Genomic DNA, 18,721 nt, shown 5'->3' with positions numbered 1-18,721 from the left:
CGCCAACGAGGGCGGGTCTCCCCGGATGCTGGTGGTCTCTGACCACGCACCAGCTATCCGAAGGAGACCCGCTCCTTACACGAGAGGAAGACGTGGAAATTCGCGCCCTGAAAGAACGAGGCTGGACGATCTCCGCGATCGCCCGGCACACCGGCCGAGACCCCAAGACGATCCGGTCCTATTTGAACGGCACCACCGCCCCGGGCGTGTGTAAACGCAGCGTCCCTGACCCTTTCGATATGTTCGTCGCTCATGTGCTGAGACCACACACGTCAACCTCGGTCTTTGGCACCGACGTGTGCCCGCGCTCACGACCGTAAGCTCGGATTCGGTATGTGCCGGGGTCTAGTACGAAAGAATCCAGCTCGCCCCGTACTTCCGGCGGCGCAGCCGTAAAGGCAAGCAGAATCGCAGCAGATTCTTCAAACTCGTACGTGAGCTCCGCCGCCGCGTCCCAATCGTCAAGATCAGACACTGGAGGCGGTTCGTCCCAAACCTCTACTGTGAGCACGGCTGGTCCCGGATCGACGGCGACTGCCACTCCTAAGAGGCTAGTTCGCGCCGACAGCATCCCAGCGCCGTAGCGTCGTGCGGAGTCGACCTGAGAACCATCACCAGCTTGAATTGTGAACTCGCGGTATTCAATTGCGACGCCACCTCGATATCGCCGAAGTGATTCACCGCTGGGCACACCCGTCACAGTACGGCTCCGACTCTCTTCGCGCATTCGCCGGGGCCCGGCCACATCCGACGCTGACATGGAAACGACGCGGAGGGCGATCGCTAGGCACATTTGCAAGTACCCGGATTCCAGATACCTACCTGGTTGTGACGTGCTTCCTCTTCTGCGTCGGTTTGGATACACCTCTGAGAGTGCATCACGTCGTCATACCCCGTCGCTGCGTCGTTCATACGGAATGCCCATCCGCTACGCACCTGCCCGGCACCGACGAGTTGGCCGCCAGTAGCCAGCGGCGCCGTGAGGTGCGCGCGAGTGTTGCCTTCACCATCAGCCGGCGGCTGAGCGTCCTCGTACTCGACACGCACATCCGGGCCCCAGCATCTTTTTGAGGTGGTCTGTCGATAGCTGCCCAAGGCATTGTTCCCGGGCATCGGAGGAGTTCGAGTCCGGCGCGCGGATACCGAGAATCTTGATGGGCGGCCTGGCGAGCTGTTATTCCCGGTCAGGACTGCTGGCGCATGCCTCGCGGAGTGCTTCGTCATATTGGGTGACGCGCCAACGCTGTATGACGAACTCGCTCAGGATGGTTGAGACCGTGGTTTGTCCCCGTACGCGGTCGCCGACCCAGTCACCGAGAGACAGTAGGTCAACGCCCAGCGGCTGGCGTGGGTACTCGCGTGCTTCGTTGATGTCGTTGCGGACCGCTTCGAGTTCCCGGTCGACGCGATCGAGTTACGCATTGGCACGTCGGAGCCGGCGGTCTCGTTCTTCCTCGAGGATGGCGATGCATTCTGGCCATGTTGGTATTGCCTCTTCCGGTAAGTAGAAGTGCCCGGCCCGGCCTCGCTCCACCTGAGCGAGCAAATCGTCGCTGGCCATTAGCTTCAGAATTTGAAGGGGTATGCCACATCGCGCAGACACTTCGGACAGCTTCAATCGTGACAGTTGCTCAGTCACCAAACTTCCTCACATGATGTCGTTACGAACCGCTTGGGGCATGGTCATACCAGGGGAACTACACGCTGCCGGATCCACCAGCACCTGGCTGTTGGAGATGGGTTGTCAGCCAGTCACGCCCGCCGGGGGGTTGTGTGCCGCCTATGGAGTCGGGGACACCGTCCCCGGTGTCGGTGAAGATGTGTGGAGTGTCGACGCCGAATTCGGCGAAAATGTCCACTGCGAGGAAGAAGGCCGCGATCGCCGCGCTGCGGTGGGAGTCATCAGTACCGCTGATCGCTGCTGTTATCTGGGCCGCTGTCGTGATGGGTGACAGGCGTGACCCGGACGGGAGCTCGTACAACTTTTGGTACTCCCGCCGCCCGGGTATTCGGGTGCAGATGCCGCCATTTAGCCGTCCAGCACCGTGGGTGAAGTGGAGTTGCGCCCGCAGTTCGACCTCTCCTGACGCTCCGGTGTCGATGGCATGATCGATCAGGAAGTTGATGGCCACGAACAACGCCCACTCGATGCGCTCGGCGGGAACCAAGACGGCGGAGGCGTGTGTACCGTTGAATGCTCGGTCGCTGTCGTCGACGCCGGAGGGAATGGGTAGGTCGGTCAGGGCGTGACAGAGGAAACCGGTGCCGCGGTGTCCGAGTTCCACGACGGTGTCTGGTGTGGTGAACACGGTGCGCTGAGGCGCTGGCCGCGACCGATAGTTCTTGTGGTGGAGCTTGTACTCGATACTGTGGCCAGGCAATCCGGAGCGTCGATCCCACTCGGTGAAGAATGTTGTCTCCGCCTCGCGGGCGCTGGACCCCACTTGCCGTGACCCTCTATTGACGGGGACAGCTGCTACCGACAGCGATGGCCCCTCCCAGTCCGTGCCCGTTACTGCTCGTTCCGTCGCGGTCTTGTTGCCTTTGTCGTGTGCGACCAATAGCTCGGCGTTGAGGTCGGCGCGGCTGACGGCGCGGTCTCGGTAGCGCACCGCCACCTCGAACTCTTTGAGATGGCGGGTGTCGGCTCCGTTGCGTACAGGATATGCGAGAGTGCTTCCTGAGGGCCCGTTCGGAATCTGCGCGTGCGGTGCGTCGCGACTGGGCTCCACTTCGATGATCACATAGTGACCACCGCCAGCGGCGGAATCGGTTTGCCGGACAGTGAACCGACCGAGGAATGGCTGGATGTGGCTCGCTGCAGCTTGGCGGAACTGCTTCTCTACCTCGGCGGCCGGCACCGTCACCGGTGTGGCGGAGGAGGCAGCGTGATCATCCTCGGCGACGCCGAGCACGATTATGCCGCCGCGATGATTGGCAAAGGCGGCTAGATCTTTCGCGATTTCTGAGCCCTTCGTATAGGGCTCTTGCTTCCAGTCGAGTTCTTCATTCTCAGCGACGCGATCGGCGATTGCACGCTCAATAATCGCGGCGTCTATTTTTGCCGTCGGCACACCAAAGATGCTGCGCAACAAAGGGAAGTCAGCCATCCAACTATCCTGCCAGACTTTCATCCGATGCACAGTCGAGTGCAGCCACCACGCTGCGGCGAACCTCGGGGTTGCCGGTCATCTTTGCGCGCCCTTCCCAACGGCGACAATGCTGTCAGTGTCGTCAAGGTAGCCAGTATCGCGCAGGACCGCTTCGAGCACGATGAGGTATGGCTGACCGGTTACCGTGGTAATGCCGTCGAGGGTGGCGCGGGCTGGCAGTCCGCGGACGCCGTGAGTGCGCCAGAGATTCAAGTTCTGGCGTGAGACGCCGATGCGGCGGGCCAGCTCGGCGTCGCTGACGCCGTAGGCGTGTTTGTGGGTGTCGATGAGATCGACCAGGTAAGTCGTTGCCACACATCGAGTGTCGGGTCGCTTCCCCATGCGTCAAACGTAAATAAGCACTTTCGCCAAGTGATACTTGACATAAACATTGTTACCGAGCGTAACCACCTACTGGGCAGTGCATTTGGCTACCAAGCATCCAATAGACCCCACCAAGCATCACCAGGAGCGGTCCGGGCGGTTGTCGTCCGGACCCGTTTTATTCCTTCCGCCGACCCGAGGACGATCCCATCGCGGTGCCTTGTGATGTCTCCGCGATGATGAAGACATGACGAAATTGAACATACAACTTGCCCCGATGATCGCGGCGGCCGCGGTAATTGCATTGACCGCCGGGTGCAGTGGTGGATCCTCGACCGACGACGCGGCGCAGAGCACTGCCTCCTCCACGACGAGCACAAACGCAACCGCAACCGCGGCACCGAGCAGCTGCCGGCCAATTGTGCCTTTCAGTGAGGGTGGGCGTGCGGCTGAGGGGCAGGCGGTTCTGGCGCAGCAGGTCGCCGAGAGCGTGGAGCTGCCGGCCGGGGTGTCGATCGTGACCGGGCGTTTAGGGACCGACAGCGACGAGCCGGACATGTTCGGGGTCACGATTGATCTGTGCGGCGGCGCCATCTCCACCGCCGACGAGCTGCGTCCGCTGGCGACCCAGTTCGCCAAGGCGTACAAGGCCGCACCCGCAATCGGCGACCAGATGTTCGCGCTTCGTGTCGCGCACTATGCGAACTACACCGAGACCGACGCGAGCGGAGAGCTCATGCTGAAGGACACCGATTTCCAACTTCACATGTGGAACGGCAAGCCAAGCGTTGAAGCTGAGCTAAACCGGTGGGAGGTGGTGCACGGGTGACCGGTCCCATGCAGAAGAGTATGCCTGCCGTTGAGCAGGCCGTCGATGATGACTGGACCTCCGGAGTACATCCGGCTCTTAACCCAGATAGCAGGCGCGCGACGACCTGGCCCCTAGCGGAATCTTGTCAAGGTTACCTATTATCGGCAGTGCGAAATTACTAGAACCGCAGTCAATTTCACATTAGGGGCGCGCGGCTAGAAGCTTGGTTACGTCGCTGGTTTGGTCGAGTAGTCCGCAACGTCTCGCGAGATGTAAAGGCCATAGCGTCGAATGCGTCGGATGAGTTGGTTGACGTCGACGACCTGGGCCGGTTCATGATGGGCGACGCGGTTGCGCGCCTTGCGAAGTCGTCCAGGCCATTGTGGACCGCGCGGCCAGGTTGCGGACTATCCAACCAATTTTTCACCCGTTCCGGTCGATAAACTCGATGCTTTGACTAACCGGTCTGAGCAAGCTCACCCGAGCGCTGATCGACCTCTATGCCTGGGCCTGGGCCCATAATCACCGCGTGGTGGCAGCGCAGTGCAGCTGGATGCCCGGGAAACCGGATTCGGTCACCTGGCTGCGCCGCCATCTCGGTCGCGGCCCTCCGGTAACTCCCGGCCCAGTGTGTCTGTTTCCGCGCCCCAGTCGGTCCATGATTGAGCCAGCTCAATATCGGTCGAGAGGCTGCAAATCGAAGTCCAGGTCTCGTTCGAGTTGATCACTTCGGAATCGGTCCACGAACCCCAAACACCGACTACGGAGCTGGTGTACCAGAAGTCGCCGACGCGGACCGCAACATACTGGGCACCGCGACTTACAAATCTGATTGTCGTGTACTCAGGAGGTTCCGTGTAGGCGTGCTGACCCGAGTCATCGATCACTAGCTGCGGTTGCCTCTGGGCCTCATATAACTCGTTCAGCTCAGAGAGAAGAGCGGCGGAGTACCGACGTTCAAACTCATTCTGCCGCTGCAACTCTTCGTCCTGATTGTACATTAGCCAAGCTCCGATTCGTCATGATTCGACCTACCTGAGGAGGCCGCCAGCCTGCTAGATGTGACAGAACACGCCGGGAAGGAGGAGAGCTTCCGCCATCCGCCAGGCACCTCGATGGCGTAACCCAATTGACAGATCCTCGACCACGACTCGACCGGGGCAATGAAGGATGGGTCGCTACTGACACCTGTTGAACTCGTGTGCCAATTCCCTCCGATGCGGATCGCCACAAAGCGATAGCCCTCTTTAAGGAACCTAACTACAGACCCGGCCGGAGGCTCCGGGAGAACCTGGCGAGGGCGACCTTCGAGAATCGGTCGGCGCGGCCAGAGAACCTCTTTGCGACTATCTAGCTCAGCGGCCACCAGACTGGAGTAGTCACGTTCCCTGTCCCGTTCACGCCGTAGTGCGTCACGTTTCCTCACCTGGTGAAATTATCAACCTCTGCGGACATATGGGGGCCAGCCCAGCCTGGATCACTCGCGCCGTCGCATCGGGTGCTCATGCAGGTCCGGGGATGACGGGCGCAGGTCCCCATATATTGCACTTTTCGCACCTGACAACAGCCCGTTGAGAAGCTGACCGTCGGACAGCACCACTAGTCACCACATCACTGCAGGTCATCTAGGCGTCGGTCGAGCGCGGCTTCCCATAAGTCGATTTCGTGGGCACTGAACAGGTGCAGGGTGTCCTCGGTGAGGATGTAGCCGACATCGCTGCTGGCCAGGACTTTTGCTTTGATGACTAGGTCATCGACACCGGCGGCGAGGCGGTTGAGCATCACGTCGAACGCGTCCCCGGACAGCGGCGTCGGCACGGCAGCATCAGGTCGACCAGCAGCGGGTCGTTCGGGCCGGGTTCGCGGCCGAAGCGCTCAACGAAGTCGCGGGGCAGCGCAGCGCATGAAGCAAACCCGCCATTTCCGTCGCCTGGGGGGTGCTCCGGTGACATCGCGAGCGTGATATCACCGGACGACGGGTCGACGTCACGTTGGACGCTCAAGAAGTGACACCACTCCAACGCGACATCAATGCAGGAAATTTCGACGACCAGGCGCGCACCGCGGCTCACGTCGTACACCACCTCGCCGAGCTGCAACGACTTACTCGTCCTACATCAACACGCCTCGGACCAGTAGGTACTGTCGAGCGATATTGCCCCCGGTACGCAGAGGGTACGCAGCAACACCGGAACCACCCACATCTATCCAACAGGACAAACACGAATAACGCTCCCCCACTGCATCATTCGCAAACCATCAACAAGGCCAACGATCTGCAAACATCCACGACCGCAGGTTCAAAACCCGTCCAGTGTCAGTTCGAGTCTGACCGGGGGCACCACATTTGCGCAGGTCAGGGGCTATTTCTGGCCTATTTTCAGGCCATCTAACTGGACGGGTTTTGTACCGGGTATGCAGAGGGTATGCAGCATTTTCCGCTGCAGCGTCCATTGCGTTCGCAACATGCTCCAGATCATCGGGCATGAGATGCCCGTAATGGTCTAGGGTCATCGTCGCTGTTTTGTGGCCCAGCAGGGTCTGCAGGACCTTGACGTTGGCGCCGGCGCTGATTGCGAGCGTTGCACACGTGTGACGCAGTTGGTGCGGCGTAGCTCTGGGAAACCCCGCACAGGTCTGGGCGCATCGCTTCACCGCAGCGTCAAAGACCCACCGCAGCGCGCCGCTCGTCAGCCAACCCGTCGCCGCGGTCGGTGGCCACACCAACGCATCCGCCGTTCGGTCGCCAATCGTTGCACGCAACGGCCCAAGAGCTATTCGAGGCACTGGGACGGTTCGAGCCGCATGATTTTTGGGTGTGCCTTCGACGTAGCCCTGTCCCGGCACGCGCGTCGCCGATCTGCGCACCCGGATTCTCGCCCTGTCCAGGTCAACATCACCGATACGCAGGGCAATCGCCACACCGACCCTGAGCCCGCAGTACCCCAAGACCAACACCAGCGACTTGTACTGCACGCACTCGTCAGCCAACCGAAGAAGCTGCACGTGAGTGAGGAAGACCGGCTCAGATTCCACCTTGCGCGGCAGCTCGACCTCCTCCGCGGGATTCCTCACCAACAACCCACATTTGACCGCGAACTTCAGCACCGCCGACACGATGTAGTGGGCCTGAATCACCCGGGACGCAGACAATCCCCGATCGGTGAACCGCGATCCCCCACCCACCTGGCGCAAGCTACTCACCCAGGTTTGAACGGCCGCGAAATCGATATCGACAAGACGCACATCCCCCCAAAACGGCAGCACCAGAGTGTCCAGCAAACATCGATACCCCGCCTGCGACGTCGGTTTCAATCCAGCCTTGCTCAGCATCCACCGTTGCGCGACACCCCCGAACTCTTCGGTGCGCTTTCCGCGATCGACCCACGTGCCCGCCACCACCGCCGCGGTGATGCTATCCAACCATCCCTGCGCGGCAGCCTTGATCCGGAAGGCTCTGGTGTGCTGCAGTCCCACCGTGTCGACATACACAGCACGCCAACGCATCCCACGGCCGAATCGCAAAGTTCTTCTCCTCGTGAACCGCGCGTACCAGAGGTCCTGCACACCAGCACGCCGATTGCGACGCACGCGTCCCACCGAACACTGACCGACCCAGCCGGCTCGTCCCGCACCGCCCTCGTTCCAACCAGACATTGGCGACTCCTCACGTCACCTGAGATCACAAGTAGCAATTAACCTTTCGGACCACTCATCCAGCCAACGCCAAGCGATAGTCCTTGTCGGAAGCTACTCAGATACAGACAACTTCAATCCCAATCCAGATCGTCCAAGTCTGCAAATCGCGCATGTCAGATACTTCCCTACAGGCAACGTGCCGTGACTGTGGATACGCGAAGGCGGCATCAAAGCGCCTGGGCCGCATCCTCACTCCCTAAAATCGTCCCCACTGTAGTGGCGGGGACCACCCTCCGCGACACGGCGGTCAGGTCGGGTTTGATACCCAGGGCGGTTCGTTCAGGCCCACAATCGATCTGAAACGATCAACGTTCCTTAACCAAGGTGAGGTCGACCCCTTTTCGTTGCCTTTGCACGTACTGCCCTCGAACGGTAGATGAGACCGCGCCCTCGAGCCCAGATGGCCAGTTTCGTGTGCGCAACGTAGTTCCGCAGTAATGTCCCAATGCCGCAGTAGCATGCTGACGGTACAACCCAGCGAACGATAAAACGTGGCTGGTGCAACCAGGAGGTTCTGTGCGACCGCTCGACCCAGCCGAGGCAGCTGCCCGAATGCGTGCCGCCGGCGCAGAACCACTAGAGCCGTATCCCGGCTCAGACACTCCGTGGCGCTGTCGTGCAGTGTGGAACGACCGGGCACCCGCGTCTGTCTGCACTGGGCCGTCAAGGTCCGTGCAAACCCTGCGGACGCAAACGTGCCAACGCGACAATGCGAATCACCCCACTTCGGGCCAGCCAGGTTATGCAATCTGCCGGCCTCGAACCGCTAGAGGACTATCCAGGATCCGCGAAACCCAGGCGATGCCGATGCACGTCGTGCGATGCCGAGGTCACATCGACCATGAGCGCCTGTCAGGAACGAACTGACGGACTATTAGGTTGCAGCGCTTGCAGATCGCCCGCGTTGCAAGCCCGGCGTCTTGCTTCTCGATCACCTGCCGCCACCGAAAGAATGCGCGCAGCAGGTACGAGGCGATTGAAGACTTCCCAGGGACAAAGAAGCCCTGGCGATGCCGATGCACCGTGTGCGGCACCGTGGGAACACCACAGTTGGGCGGCATCAAAGCCGGGCAAGGCGGTTGCGTGCCGTGCGGTCAAGCCAAAACCGCTGCAGCGGCGCGAGGACGGCGCCTCGACGATGATTCGACTGCTGGGGAGATGCGCGCCGCCGGCCTCGAACCCCTCGTGCCGTATCCGGGATCAGACAAACAATGGTCCTGTCGCTGCATGAAATGTGAGCGCACGGTCTTTGCCAGGCTCACCGGGGTGAGGACCGGCAAAGGCTGCCGGTTCTGCGCGACACACGGTATCGATCTGACAGCGCCAACGATGGTGTATGTCATCACCCACGAACGTTGGGGTTCGGTCAAGGACGGCATCGGCGCGTGCACAGGCTACAACTCCCGCGGACAAAACCGCACCCACCACGCACGGTCCGCAGTTTCCATACCGGCCCAACGTCGCCAACGCGATGCAAACGCTGATCGGTCCTACTTCTCGCGAGACTCTTACGTGGTGAGTCCACCGATGACTGCACAATCTCGGCCTTGTTGAGATCGAGCGCGCTCTCAAACAGCCCTAGATCAGTGCCGTGAGCGGGCGGCCAGTGGGCGGCAGCCGTCGAGATCAGCTACGCCCACCGGGCCAAGATTCCGCAACGGCTTTCAGCCTGCGGTCTGGCCGCCTTCGACGGGCAGCGAGATTCCCGTGATGTAGGACGACTGGTCGCTGGCCAGGAACAACATTCCCTGCCACGGTATCGACGACTTTCACCGAGCCGTACACCCTTGCGCGACAGTTCAAAGCGCTCGACGTGATCAGCAACGGCCGTGCCGGCTGGAATGCGGTCACAACCTCGAACCCGAGCGCGGCAGCCAACTACGGGACAACAGTCCCCGACCGCTCCGAGCGATACGAGCGTGCGCACGAGGTGATCCAGATTGTGCAGGCACTGTGGGGCAGCTGGGGACCAGAGGCGTGGCTGAAAGATGTGGAACACAACCGGTTTGCCGACATGTCCCAGATCCAGCCGGTCAATGCCCGGGGTCGTTACGTGGCCTCGCGAGGCCCATTGCCGATCCCGCCATCCGAACAAGGGCAACCGGTGATCTTCCAGGCAGGCGGTGGAGCCGAAGGCCTATACCTTGCGGGCCGCTACGCCTCCGGCGTCTACGCCAACCCATATGACATCGACAGCGCTCGCGCGCAGCGTGCTCTCATCCGTGACGCCGCGGCCCGGGCGGGCCGCAACCCAGACGAAGTCAAAATGTTTGCCGGATTCATGCCGTCTATTGCGGCCTCCCGCCGAGATGCGCTCGACCGCCGACAGTTGCTGGACGAATCCATCGATCTCCAACAGAGAGTCGACTACCTCGGTGCGATGGTGGGTCTACACCTCGACTTCGAAAGGATCGACGAACCGATTCCGGCGGCCAGGCGCGGCCGGGCCACTGCGAATCCACGCGACCCGCGATCAAAGCACGCACTCGAGGTGGTCAACGAAGGCTGGTCCGTCCGGGATGTTCTCGCGCACGGCGTGATCGACTACCACCCTGTCGTTCCCGGAACCGCCACGGATGTAGCGGATTTCATGCAGGAATGGTTCGAAGCTGGTGCCTGCGACGGCTTCTCGATCGCCCCGCGGACAGCCTGCACGACGGTCTGGACGACTTCGTCGAAGGTGTCGTTCCTATTCTCCAGCAGCGCGGTGTGTTTCACACCGAGTATGCGGACTCGACGCTTCGCGGAAACCTGAACGTCCCTGCGCAATACGGGCTCGATCCGCGGCTCGTCTCGTGATGGCGGAGCGTTCACGGGAGTACGGCGACAAGCCGCCCGCGCACCCCGCCCTTCTTCAGTCGCTCAAGCCCTTCGCCGATCTCTGAGAACGCGATCTCCGTCAGAACCGGTTTCAACAAGCCCTGGGCGTACAACTCGAAGACCGCGGCCAAGTCCTCGACTCCGCCACCCTCAGAACCCAGTACCTTCAGCTCTTTCGTCACCACGGCTCCGATGTCGACAGATGCCGTCCATTGGCCCAACCCGACCAGTATCAACCGACCGCCCCTGCCCAAGACCTCGATGGTCCCGGCGGTGGTGGCCTCGAATCCGGCAAAGTCGATTACCACATCAAGACCGACGTCTGCCAGTTCGGTGATGTCGGAGACAACCCGTTTCGCACCAGCGGCTTCCGCGATCGGCCACACTTCGCAATTCCGCGTGGCGACATACACCTCGGCCCCGCGTAAATGCGCGATTCGCAGGCCGATCTGGCCGAGACCGCCGATCCCGATGATGCCGACTCGCTCGCCCGGTTGGACCTGGCCCACGGCGACGACCGCATGGTGTGCGACGTTCCCCGAGTCTGCTCCCGCTGCGGCCTCGACGAAGCTCACTCTGTCCGGGATCCGAACCAGATATTGCGTCGGGGCAACCAGCTTCTCCGCATAGGCACCATTTCGCGCGTAGCCGATACCTGGCGGATAACCGGAAGGGATGCTGACCCGGTCCCCGATCGCGAACTCGGTCACACCGCTTCCGAGCTCCGAGATCACTCCCGCCGGCTCGTGCCCGAGTATGACCGGACGCGTCGGGAACATGTATGACCAGCTTGGTTCCTCGACTGCGGAAACGTCCGAAAAACAGAGGCCGGAAGCCCTGATATCGATGACCACCTCTCCAGGCCCCGGTTCGGGCTCGGGCCAGTCGACCAATTCGAGAGGTATCCCGGTGTCCTGGAACTGCCATGCCTTCATATTTCCTCCTGATTCAGGATGCGCAATTCCTGATGACTACGCCAAATCAAACTGCTGGACAACAAGTCAATCCGTCTGCAGATTCATTTCCGGTCGACGCATCAAGTCGCGAAATCATAGGTTGAGTCCTAGCGTCCATCCGCCATCGACTGTGATCCCGGTTCCGGTGACATACGAAGATTCGTCCGAGGCGAGCCAAAGTATGGCGTTGGCCATGTCGGTGCCGTTACCCGGTCGTCCCAACGGGATAACGCGCTTTGCCAATCCGTGGGTGTCTTCGAGGGGTGAATTCGCGGAGAACCCGGCGATCACCGCGTTGGCCCTGATGCCGTGCTCGGCGTACTGGATCGCGATGGTCTTGAGGAGGTTCATGGCCGCCGCGTTGGTTGCGCTGTAGTTCGGGGTGTTGTCGGTCGGCCGGACAGATGCGATCGAGATGACGTTGACGATGGAGCCACCCCTGCCGCCCTCGATCATCACCGGCAGCACTGTTTTCGCGCCCAGGAAGGTGCCATCGAGGTTGGCCGCCGTGCAGCGACGCCAGTCCTCGATGGTGAGATCCGCGACCTTGCCCACACCGAACTGACGCGAACTGTTGATCAGGACATCGATCTTGCCTTCGGACTGCTTGATCTTGTCGACCACGCGAATCCAGTCGCCCTCTTCGCCGACGTCCAGTTTCCAGTGGGTCACGTTCTCTGGGTGCTCGGTTTGCTCAGCGACGTGATCGAGCTTCGATGCATCCATATCGGTCACGAAAACCTTTGCACCCGCACTCACGAGGAGTTGTGTCAGTGCCAACCCCTTCGTTCCGCCGGCGCCGGAAATGAGGACGACTTTTCCTTCAAAGTTTGCGGACATCGGTGTCTCCTTTGACTACCACTCAAGAGTTGCAACGAACGAAGTGACGCAGCAGATCTACCGTGTCAGTGGTTCGCGGCATCGGGAGGCGCAATGGCGCTGCCACCGTCGACAAGAAGTTCTGAACCAGTGATATATCGGCTGTCGTCATGGGCCAGAAAGAGCACCGCGTTCGCGATGTCGATCGGCTTGCCCGCGTGCTTGAGCGGTGTCACGAACTTGGCAAACTTGTCGACGTCGGACTCTTGCCCTTCTTCACCCTCGGTCATCAAACTCAGCGGACCCCAGGCCGGTGTCTCGATGATTCCGGGATGGACGGAGTTCACCCGCACATTGTTCTTGTCGTAAGCATTCTCGAGGGCCGCCACCTTGGTGAGCATCTTCAGGCCCGACTTGCTCGCGCAGTACGCGGAGCTGTTCACCCACGGATTCATGCCGGCTTCCGACGACACGTTGACCACGCTGCCGCCGCCGCTTTCGGTGATCACCGGAGTTGCATACTTCATGCCCAGGAAGGCACCGTCTAGGTTCAGGCCGATCTGGAACTTCCAGTCCTCAAAACTCATGTCCACCAACCGATTCGGTCGATTGCCGCCGGCGTTGTTGACGAGCACATTGATGCCACCGAACTCGGATTTGGCGGCCGCGATGGTCGCGATCCACGAATCCTCGATCATCACGTCGTGGTGGAGGAAGATCGCGTTGCCGCCGGCAGACCGGATCGAGTTCACGGCTTCTTCACCTTTGACGTCATCGATATCGGCCAGGACAACAGATGCGCCCTCGGCCGCGAACTGCTCCGCAACAACCGTGCCGATACCACTGGCAGCGCCGGTGACGACAGCAACTTTGCCGGCAAAACGTGAACCCATTTCAGACCCCTACATTGTTTTGAACGTTATTGATTTGTGCCACAACAAGTTTGAATATCCACCAGCTGCGATTCCGGCGTGACACCGGTCGGTGCCGGTCGGGTGCAGATTCACCGCACCCGACCGGCACCGAACTCGGGTTCAGGCGAGATTCACCTCGGGTAGCGGGCCATCAGCCTCGCGGGCTACCTCGGTCACCATCAACGAGAGACAACCCGGGCAGCAGAACCGGCGGAAGACCATCGGCTCGTCGAGCATCGGCGACGGGTCCATGACCAGCGGGAGCTTCGTCACCGGATTCTCGTCGTACAGCAGACCGAACTTGTAGTTCGCCGTGCCGGGCGCGAGAACGTGCCCGCACGTGCACTTGAGCACTCGGGCCGACGCATCGTCGACGGACTCGATGCGCGGATGGATACGGAACGCAGGCCCACCGGTGGCAGCGGCAGGTTCAAGCGTCGCGGCCTCGGCCCACCAGGATGCAACCGGCTTCCAGGATTTGCGTTCAGCGACCAGTTCCGCACGGTGAGCATTGGTCGCGCTTTCGTCGAGCAGCCCCGTCTCGTCGAACACCACTCCGTAGATGTCGAGAGCAGCGCCGACGGACACGGCCCCGTCTGCGACATCGTCAGCCACCCGCTGCGGGTCGCGGGACAGCGGATCTCCGACGCCACCTCCGCCGGGGATGCGCACGATGACAGCATCGTTCTCCCCCAACGACATTGCTTCGGTCTTGCTCCGCAGCGTGATCTCCGACGTTCGTCCGAAGTCATCCGCTTTGACAGGAATGCGGCCGTCACCGTACAGCTCGTGCAGATCGGTCTCGGCGAGTACCTCGACCAGGCTCGTCGGCGCGGGATAGCCACCGAACAGGCCCGGCGCAGCGTGGGTCGTCGCGGACTGCGCCGCACCGGCCGTCATGATTCCCAGTGTCTTGCTGCGGTACGGGACCATTGCGAACCTGGTGCCGACGCCACCACGGAACTCACCCGCACCGCCGCTGTCCACCTGCTGCTCGCGGTAGACGTACAAAATCGGGTACTGCAATTCGGTGTCCTCGGTCGAGGGATAGCGCGACAGGGGCGAATACACGTAGCCAGTTGTGTCGACGCCGTCGCTGTCCAAATGTGCCCCGGCGCCGGTCGACATGGCGTCAGAACTCGGCAGGAACGGTGATTCGACGCCTTCGGCTCCGAAGAACACCAGCACGTTGGGCGCCCCGTTCTGCGCCATGACGTCCGCTTCCTTGCCGGGCACGCACGCCAGCATCTTCGACATGGCCTCGAAAGCCAGGTCGACGGTGATCAGCTGCTGCGGCGATCCGGCGCTGACCGCGGCCGGCCAGTCGACGCAGTTGAGGAGGCCTGGCTCGACGTCCCAATCGATCTGACGATCGGCGCCGCCGGCGGCGAACAGCTGCTCGTACAACATGCTCAGGGTGATGCCGCCGAGGATGGCACCCTTGAAGCAGGCGAACGTGAAGCCATTGGGACCCTCGGACTGAACTTCGGTGCCGTGGTTGTCGATTCGGAGGCGGTCGCCCACCTTGTGGATGTTGACTTGCATCTTGTGCGTTTCACGGTCCCCTGGCATCTTCTCGTCCAGGTAACGGATCTGCGACCACGTGCCGTCGGGAATCTGGCGGAGGGTCTCGGCGAACTCTCGCTGAGCGCCGTCGAGGACCTGTCCCATGGTTGCCCGTACCGTCGCAGCACCGAACTGATCACACGCCCGGAGCAGCTCACCACGTGCGAACTGGACGCCCGCGATCTGGCCGCGCAAATCCATGGCGACCATGCCGGGCGCCCTGGACTGTCGCAGGTACGCCCTCTCGACGTCCTTCCGTAGCTTTCCGCCATCGACGATCTTCATCGGTGGGAAGCTCGTCGGATCGCTGAAGACGTCAGGTGCGTTCTGCGGGAATCCGCCCGGGGCTGTGCCACCCAGGTCGGCCTGATGAGCGGCGTTGGTCACCCAGGCGACCAGTTCTCCGTCGACGAACACCGGCATGCCGATGAACACGTCCATCTGGTGAACCACACCGATCCACGGGTCGTTGCACAGGAAGACGTCACCGTCGTTGACGCCGGAATCTCCGCCGAAATGCTCGAGGATGTGTTTGATGGTGAACGGCGCACCGGAGTTCAGGTGCTGGTAGTACGGCGCGTTCATCACCACCTCACCCTGAGCGGTCAGGATGCACATGTTGAAGTCGAGGCCCTGCAGAACCGGTGAGCCCGAGATGCGCACCAGCGTAGCGCCGTGCGCCGTGTTGATCGTCCACATCCGGTATCGCAGAACCTCGTAGACGATCGGATCGACCTCGATCGGGCCGGGATCCAGGAACTTGATGTTGGGTGAGAGGTTTTCCTCCCAGTCGCTGGCCGGCCGGTAGCTGTGGAACAGTCCATCCCATTTGATCGGCGGGGACTCGACGAGCTCCGACGTCTTGGTCTCAGGTGCGTCGTTCAGTATGGTCATCAGTTCTTCTCCTCGATGTTGATGTCGATGACGACCGATCCGGTCTCCGACACACGCGCTATCTGTTTGCCTCGTACGACCAACGTGGTGTCGGGGTATTCCACAATCGCCGGCCCTTCCACGGACATGCCGGTGACGAATCCGCTGCCGTCGTACGTCGGGGTGGGCACCCGCTCGAGGCCGTTCTCGTACCAGATGACCCCGCGCTCGCCCTTGCTCGGCGGACGACCGGTACCTGTCGTTCCACCGCGCGAGATGTCCACAGTGCGGACCTTGGCTCGCGCCTTGACCACCAGAGTTCGGATCAGGTGACCTGCTCCCGGCATCAGGCTTGTTTCTCCATAGACGCGGGAGTACTCGTTCTCGAAGCGGGCGACCAGCTCGTCCGCGGTCTCATCCGTGTAGTACCCGTCTGGTGCGCTGACCAGGACCTCGTGAACCTGCTGGGTGTACCTCATCTCAGCGCTGCGCTCGTATACGACGTCATCTGCCTTGACACCTTGGGACGCCATCCGAGCGGATGCCGTTTCTTCCAGTTCTTTCCACAGCGTGTTGATCCTGTGGAGATCGAATGGGTAGCCGGACATCGCGCCGGCTTCTTCGACCACCAAGAATTCAGAAGCGGCGACACCCAGCGCCGAAAAGCCAGAGGCCAAGTCGCCCAACGGAACCACGACCTGGCTCACGCCCAATTCCCGTGCGAACGCCGTCGCGTGGACGGCCCCGTTTCCGCCGAACGCGAAGACCGAGAAGTCACGGGGGTCATGGCCCTCGTGAATGCTCAGCAAACGGATCTCATCGGCCATGTGGTTGTCGACGATGCGGACCGCAGCCGCCGCAACTTCCTCCGCCGACATGCCCAGAGGCTCGCCGACCGCGGCCAGCGCCTCGCGGGACGCATCTACGCTGAGGTGAATGCCGCCCTTGAGGAAGTAGTCCGGGTTGAGGTATCCGAGTACGAGGTCTGCGTCGGTGATCGTGGGCCGGGTGCCGCCGCGCATGAAGGCTGCAGGTCCCGGATTGGCGCCGGCACTCTCCGGACCAACCCTGATGGTGCCGGTGCTCTCGTGACGATGGATGATCGATCCGCCGCCTGCTCCCACCGACCTCACATCGATGGTGGGCACAAAGTATTCGAACTGGCCGAGCCAACTGGTCGAACGTGTCTTGGGCACAGCACGCGCCAACACGCCCACATCAAGGGTGGTTCCACCCATGTCTGCGGTGATGACGTTGAGCGGGACATTCCGATCGGCTCCGGGAGGAGCAGTGTCGCCGCGACGCGCCAGGGTCTGCGATCCGACAACACCGGCAACCGGACCAGATCCGATCGTCAGGATCGGGCGCTCCTGGGCCAACGATGCGTCGACCAGCCCGCCCGAACACGTCATGATTCCGAGTTCGCGGTCAAATCCCGCGTTGGCGAGGGATTGGCGCGTAGTTGACAGGTAAGACGTCATCTCCGGCCCGATCAGCGAGTTCACGACCGCGGCCACGGTGCGTTCGTACTCACCGATGCGACTGACCATGCCCGATGCCAGCGAGACGAAAGCGTGCGGAGCCAGCTCCGCAATGATCTTACTGATCTGCTGCTCGTGGCTGTCGTTCGCCACCGACCAGAGCAGCGATACCGCGAAGGCGGTCACGCCCTCGTCGAGCAGATCCTGTACCACCGAGCGCACTTCGTCATCGTCGAGCTTTGCCAAGACGGTCCCATCAAACGCGACTCGCTCATTGACCACGCGAACAAGCGAGCGGGGTACAAGAGGTGCCGGCTTGCGGTGGGCCGCGACGTGCGCAATGTAGTCGGGCGACTGGTTCGTCAGCCGACCGCCACCTCGCATGATGAACATTGATTCCGCGTGCCCTGCCGTGGTGATCAGTCCAACCTTGGCCGTGCGGCCTTCGACCAGGGCGTTCGTGCCGACGGTGCAGCCGTGCAGAAGTGCTTCCACATCGGGCAGGAACTCCTCGACCGTCCGGCCCAGGGTCTCGGCGACCACTCCGATCGCGTTCATGAAACCTTGATCGAAGTTCGGCGGTGTCGACGACGACTTTCCGATCGTTATCTGGCCGTTCGAATCGATTGCGACACAGTCGGTAAACGTGCCGCCGATATCGATTCCTACCACGTACTTCATCTGTCCTCCACGGAGATCAACGCTGCACCGATCAGACTGGGGCTGATCGACTGCCGCAAGGGGCGAGTCTTCATTCGAGCTAGGGGGTTCATAGGCCGGGCATCGGGTTCCAGGATCTGTCGGCCTCAGACGTCACCTGGCGGCAAAACATCAGCGAATACGCATCATCAACAGTTGGTTCGAACGTCCTGCCGAGTAGTGTGATGGGGGATACATTCATCGCCATGCGAGTTATAGTGCACTTGTACGTGCACTGGTGTCAACTGCACTACCCAATGCATTCAACGGAATCACTTTTCGGGCTAGTGCACTTGACATGAGAACTCGTACATGTGCACTATCGGAGCATGGTATGGGCCTTTGAAACTGATTCCGACTTCCAGCTCAAGCTCGATTGGGCCAACGATTTCGTGCGCAACGAAATCGAACCCCTCGACCTCGTCCTGGGCGATCCCTACAACAAAGACGACGCCCAAGCAATGGCGATCGTCCGACCCCTGCAAGACAAAGTCAAAGCCGAAAAGCTGTGGGCCTGCCACCTCGACCCCGAACTCGGCGGCGAAGGATACGGCCAGGTCAAACTGGCCCTACTCAACGAAATCCTCGGACGCTCCATCTGGGCACC

Annotated in this window: 11 protein-coding genes and 3 pseudogenes; 4 read left to right on the top strand and 10 right to left on the bottom strand. The window is 61.4% G+C overall.

The genetic code is table 11. From position 1 onward, the window contains the following. Positions 1 to 38: 38 nt before the first annotated feature. Positions 39 to 257: pseudogene (locus H290_RS31760) on the top strand (helix-turn-helix domain-containing protein); the annotation flags it as partial. 1,440 nt (positions 258 to 1,697) lie between these two features. Here H290_RS31760 and H290_RS0118395 read toward each other — a convergent pair. Together H290_RS0118395 and H290_RS0118385 are read right to left on the bottom strand one after the other, a co-directional pair. Beyond that, positions 1,698 to 3,110 carry a helix-turn-helix domain-containing protein gene (locus tag H290_RS0118395; protein WP_196809576.1) on the bottom strand — a complete coding sequence of 471 codons (1,413 nt, stop codon included), beginning with the start codon at positions 3,108 to 3,110 and terminating at the stop codon, positions 1,698 to 1,700. 78 nt (positions 3,111 to 3,188) lie between these two features. After that, positions 3,189 to 3,467: a hypothetical protein gene (locus H290_RS0118385; RefSeq protein ID WP_020108293.1), complete on the bottom strand. Its 279-nt coding sequence runs from the start codon at positions 3,465 to 3,467 to the stop codon at positions 3,189 to 3,191. Between the two features lie 286 nt (positions 3,468 to 3,753). On the opposite strand from H290_RS0118385, the gene H290_RS0118380 reads away from it, so the two are divergent. Then, positions 3,754 to 4,305 (top strand): hypothetical protein, encoded by a 552-nt coding sequence (locus H290_RS0118380; RefSeq protein ID WP_020108292.1) that lies wholly within the window; start codon positions 3,754 to 3,756, stop codon positions 4,303 to 4,305. A 1,593-nt stretch (positions 4,306 to 5,898) separates the two neighbouring features. On the opposite strand, the gene H290_RS31250 is transcribed toward H290_RS0118380, so the two are convergent. The 3 genes from H290_RS31250 to H290_RS29085 all read right to left on the bottom strand — a co-directional run bounded on the left by H290_RS31250 (position 5,899) and on the right by H290_RS29085 (position 7,779). Continuing rightward, complete coding sequence (locus tag H290_RS31250; RefSeq protein ID WP_155976917.1) at positions 5,899 to 6,072, bottom strand: hypothetical protein; 174 nt, start codon at positions 6,070 to 6,072, stop codon at positions 5,899 to 5,901. Further along, the gene (locus tag H290_RS0118365) at positions 6,069 to 6,386 is read right to left on the bottom strand and encodes a hypothetical protein (protein ID WP_020108289.1); all 318 of its coding nucleotides are present in this window, start codon (positions 6,384 to 6,386) and stop codon (positions 6,069 to 6,071) included. Before H290_RS0118365 ends, H290_RS31250 begins: the two co-directional genes overlap by 4 nt. A 160-nt stretch (positions 6,387 to 6,546) precedes the next feature. Then, positions 6,547 to 7,779: a site-specific integrase gene (locus H290_RS29085; protein WP_020108288.1), complete on the bottom strand. Its 1,233-nt coding sequence runs from the start codon at positions 7,777 to 7,779 to the stop codon at positions 6,547 to 6,549. A 2,011-nt stretch (positions 7,780 to 9,790) separates the two neighbouring features. Here H290_RS29085 and H290_RS29075 point away from each other — a divergent pair. Beyond that, positions 9,791 to 10,741, top strand: a pseudogene (locus H290_RS29075) (LLM class flavin-dependent oxidoreductase); the annotation flags it as partial. A 55-nt stretch (positions 10,742 to 10,796) separates the two neighbouring features. Here H290_RS29075 and H290_RS0118345 read toward each other — a convergent pair. The 5 genes from H290_RS0118345 to H290_RS0118325 all read right to left on the bottom strand — a co-directional run bounded on the left by H290_RS0118345 (position 10,797) and on the right by H290_RS0118325 (position 18,096). Next, positions 10,797 to 11,741, bottom strand: coding sequence for a zinc-binding dehydrogenase (locus H290_RS0118345; RefSeq protein ID WP_020108287.1), 945 nt, complete (start codon positions 11,739 to 11,741; stop codon positions 10,797 to 10,799). Positions 11,742 to 11,855: 114 nt separating this feature from the next. Then, entirely contained in the window at positions 11,856 to 12,602 is a 747-nt protein-coding gene (locus tag H290_RS0118340; RefSeq protein WP_020108286.1) for an SDR family NAD(P)-dependent oxidoreductase, read from the bottom strand. 65 nt (positions 12,603 to 12,667) lie between these two features. Then, positions 12,668 to 13,474, bottom strand: coding sequence for an SDR family NAD(P)-dependent oxidoreductase (locus H290_RS0118335; RefSeq protein ID WP_020108285.1), 807 nt, complete (start codon positions 13,472 to 13,474; stop codon positions 12,668 to 12,670). Between the two features lie 141 nt (positions 13,475 to 13,615). Next, on the bottom strand, positions 13,616 to 15,955 hold the full coding sequence (locus H290_RS0118330) for a hydantoinase B/oxoprolinase family protein (RefSeq protein WP_020108284.1): 2,340 nt from the start codon (positions 15,953 to 15,955) through the stop codon (positions 13,616 to 13,618). Further along, positions 15,955 to 18,096 carry a hydantoinase/oxoprolinase family protein gene (locus tag H290_RS0118325; protein ID WP_020108283.1) on the bottom strand — a complete coding sequence of 714 codons (2,142 nt, stop codon included), beginning with the start codon at positions 18,094 to 18,096 and terminating at the stop codon, positions 15,955 to 15,957. The genes H290_RS0118330 and H290_RS0118325 overlap by 1 nt, the downstream gene beginning before the upstream one ends. Before the next feature lie 347 nt (positions 18,097 to 18,443). Here H290_RS0118325 and H290_RS29070 point away from each other — a divergent pair. Further along, positions 18,444 to 18,721 (top strand): annotated as a pseudogene (locus tag H290_RS29070) (acyl-CoA dehydrogenase family protein); the annotation flags it as partial.

Origin of the sequence: Nocardia sp. 348MFTsu5.1 (assembly GCF_000383535.1) — a bacterium.
Classification (GTDB): Bacteria; Actinomycetota; Actinomycetes; order Mycobacteriales; family Mycobacteriaceae; genus Williamsia; species Williamsia faeni.
This window is presented reverse-complemented; position numbering and strand designations above follow the sequence as displayed.

Bases quoted from the DNA above. Each gene is read 5' to 3' on its own strand.
- H290_RS0118395 (WP_196809576.1), bottom strand. From the start codon at position 3,110: ATGGCTGACTTCCCTTTGTTGCGCAGCATCTTTGGTGTGCCGACGGCA.
- H290_RS0118380 (WP_020108292.1), top strand. From the start codon at position 3,754: ATGATCGCGGCGGCCGCGGTAATTGCATTGACCGCCGGGTGCAGTGGT.
- H290_RS0118345 (WP_020108287.1), bottom strand. From the start codon at position 11,741: ATGAAGGCATGGCAGTTCCAGGACACCGGGATACCTCTCGAATTGGTC.
- H290_RS0118340 (WP_020108286.1), bottom strand. From the start codon at position 12,602: ATGTCCGCAAACTTTGAAGGAAAAGTCGTCCTCATTTCCGGCGCCGGC.
- H290_RS0118335 (WP_020108285.1), bottom strand. From the start codon at position 13,474: ATGGGTTCACGTTTTGCCGGCAAAGTTGCTGTCGTCACCGGCGCTGCC.
- H290_RS0118330 (WP_020108284.1), bottom strand. From the start codon at position 15,955: ATGACCATACTGAACGACGCACCTGAGACCAAGACGTCGGAGCTCGTC.
- H290_RS0118325 (WP_020108283.1), bottom strand. From the start codon at position 18,096: ATGAAGTACGTGGTAGGAATCGATATCGGCGGCACGTTTACCGACTGT.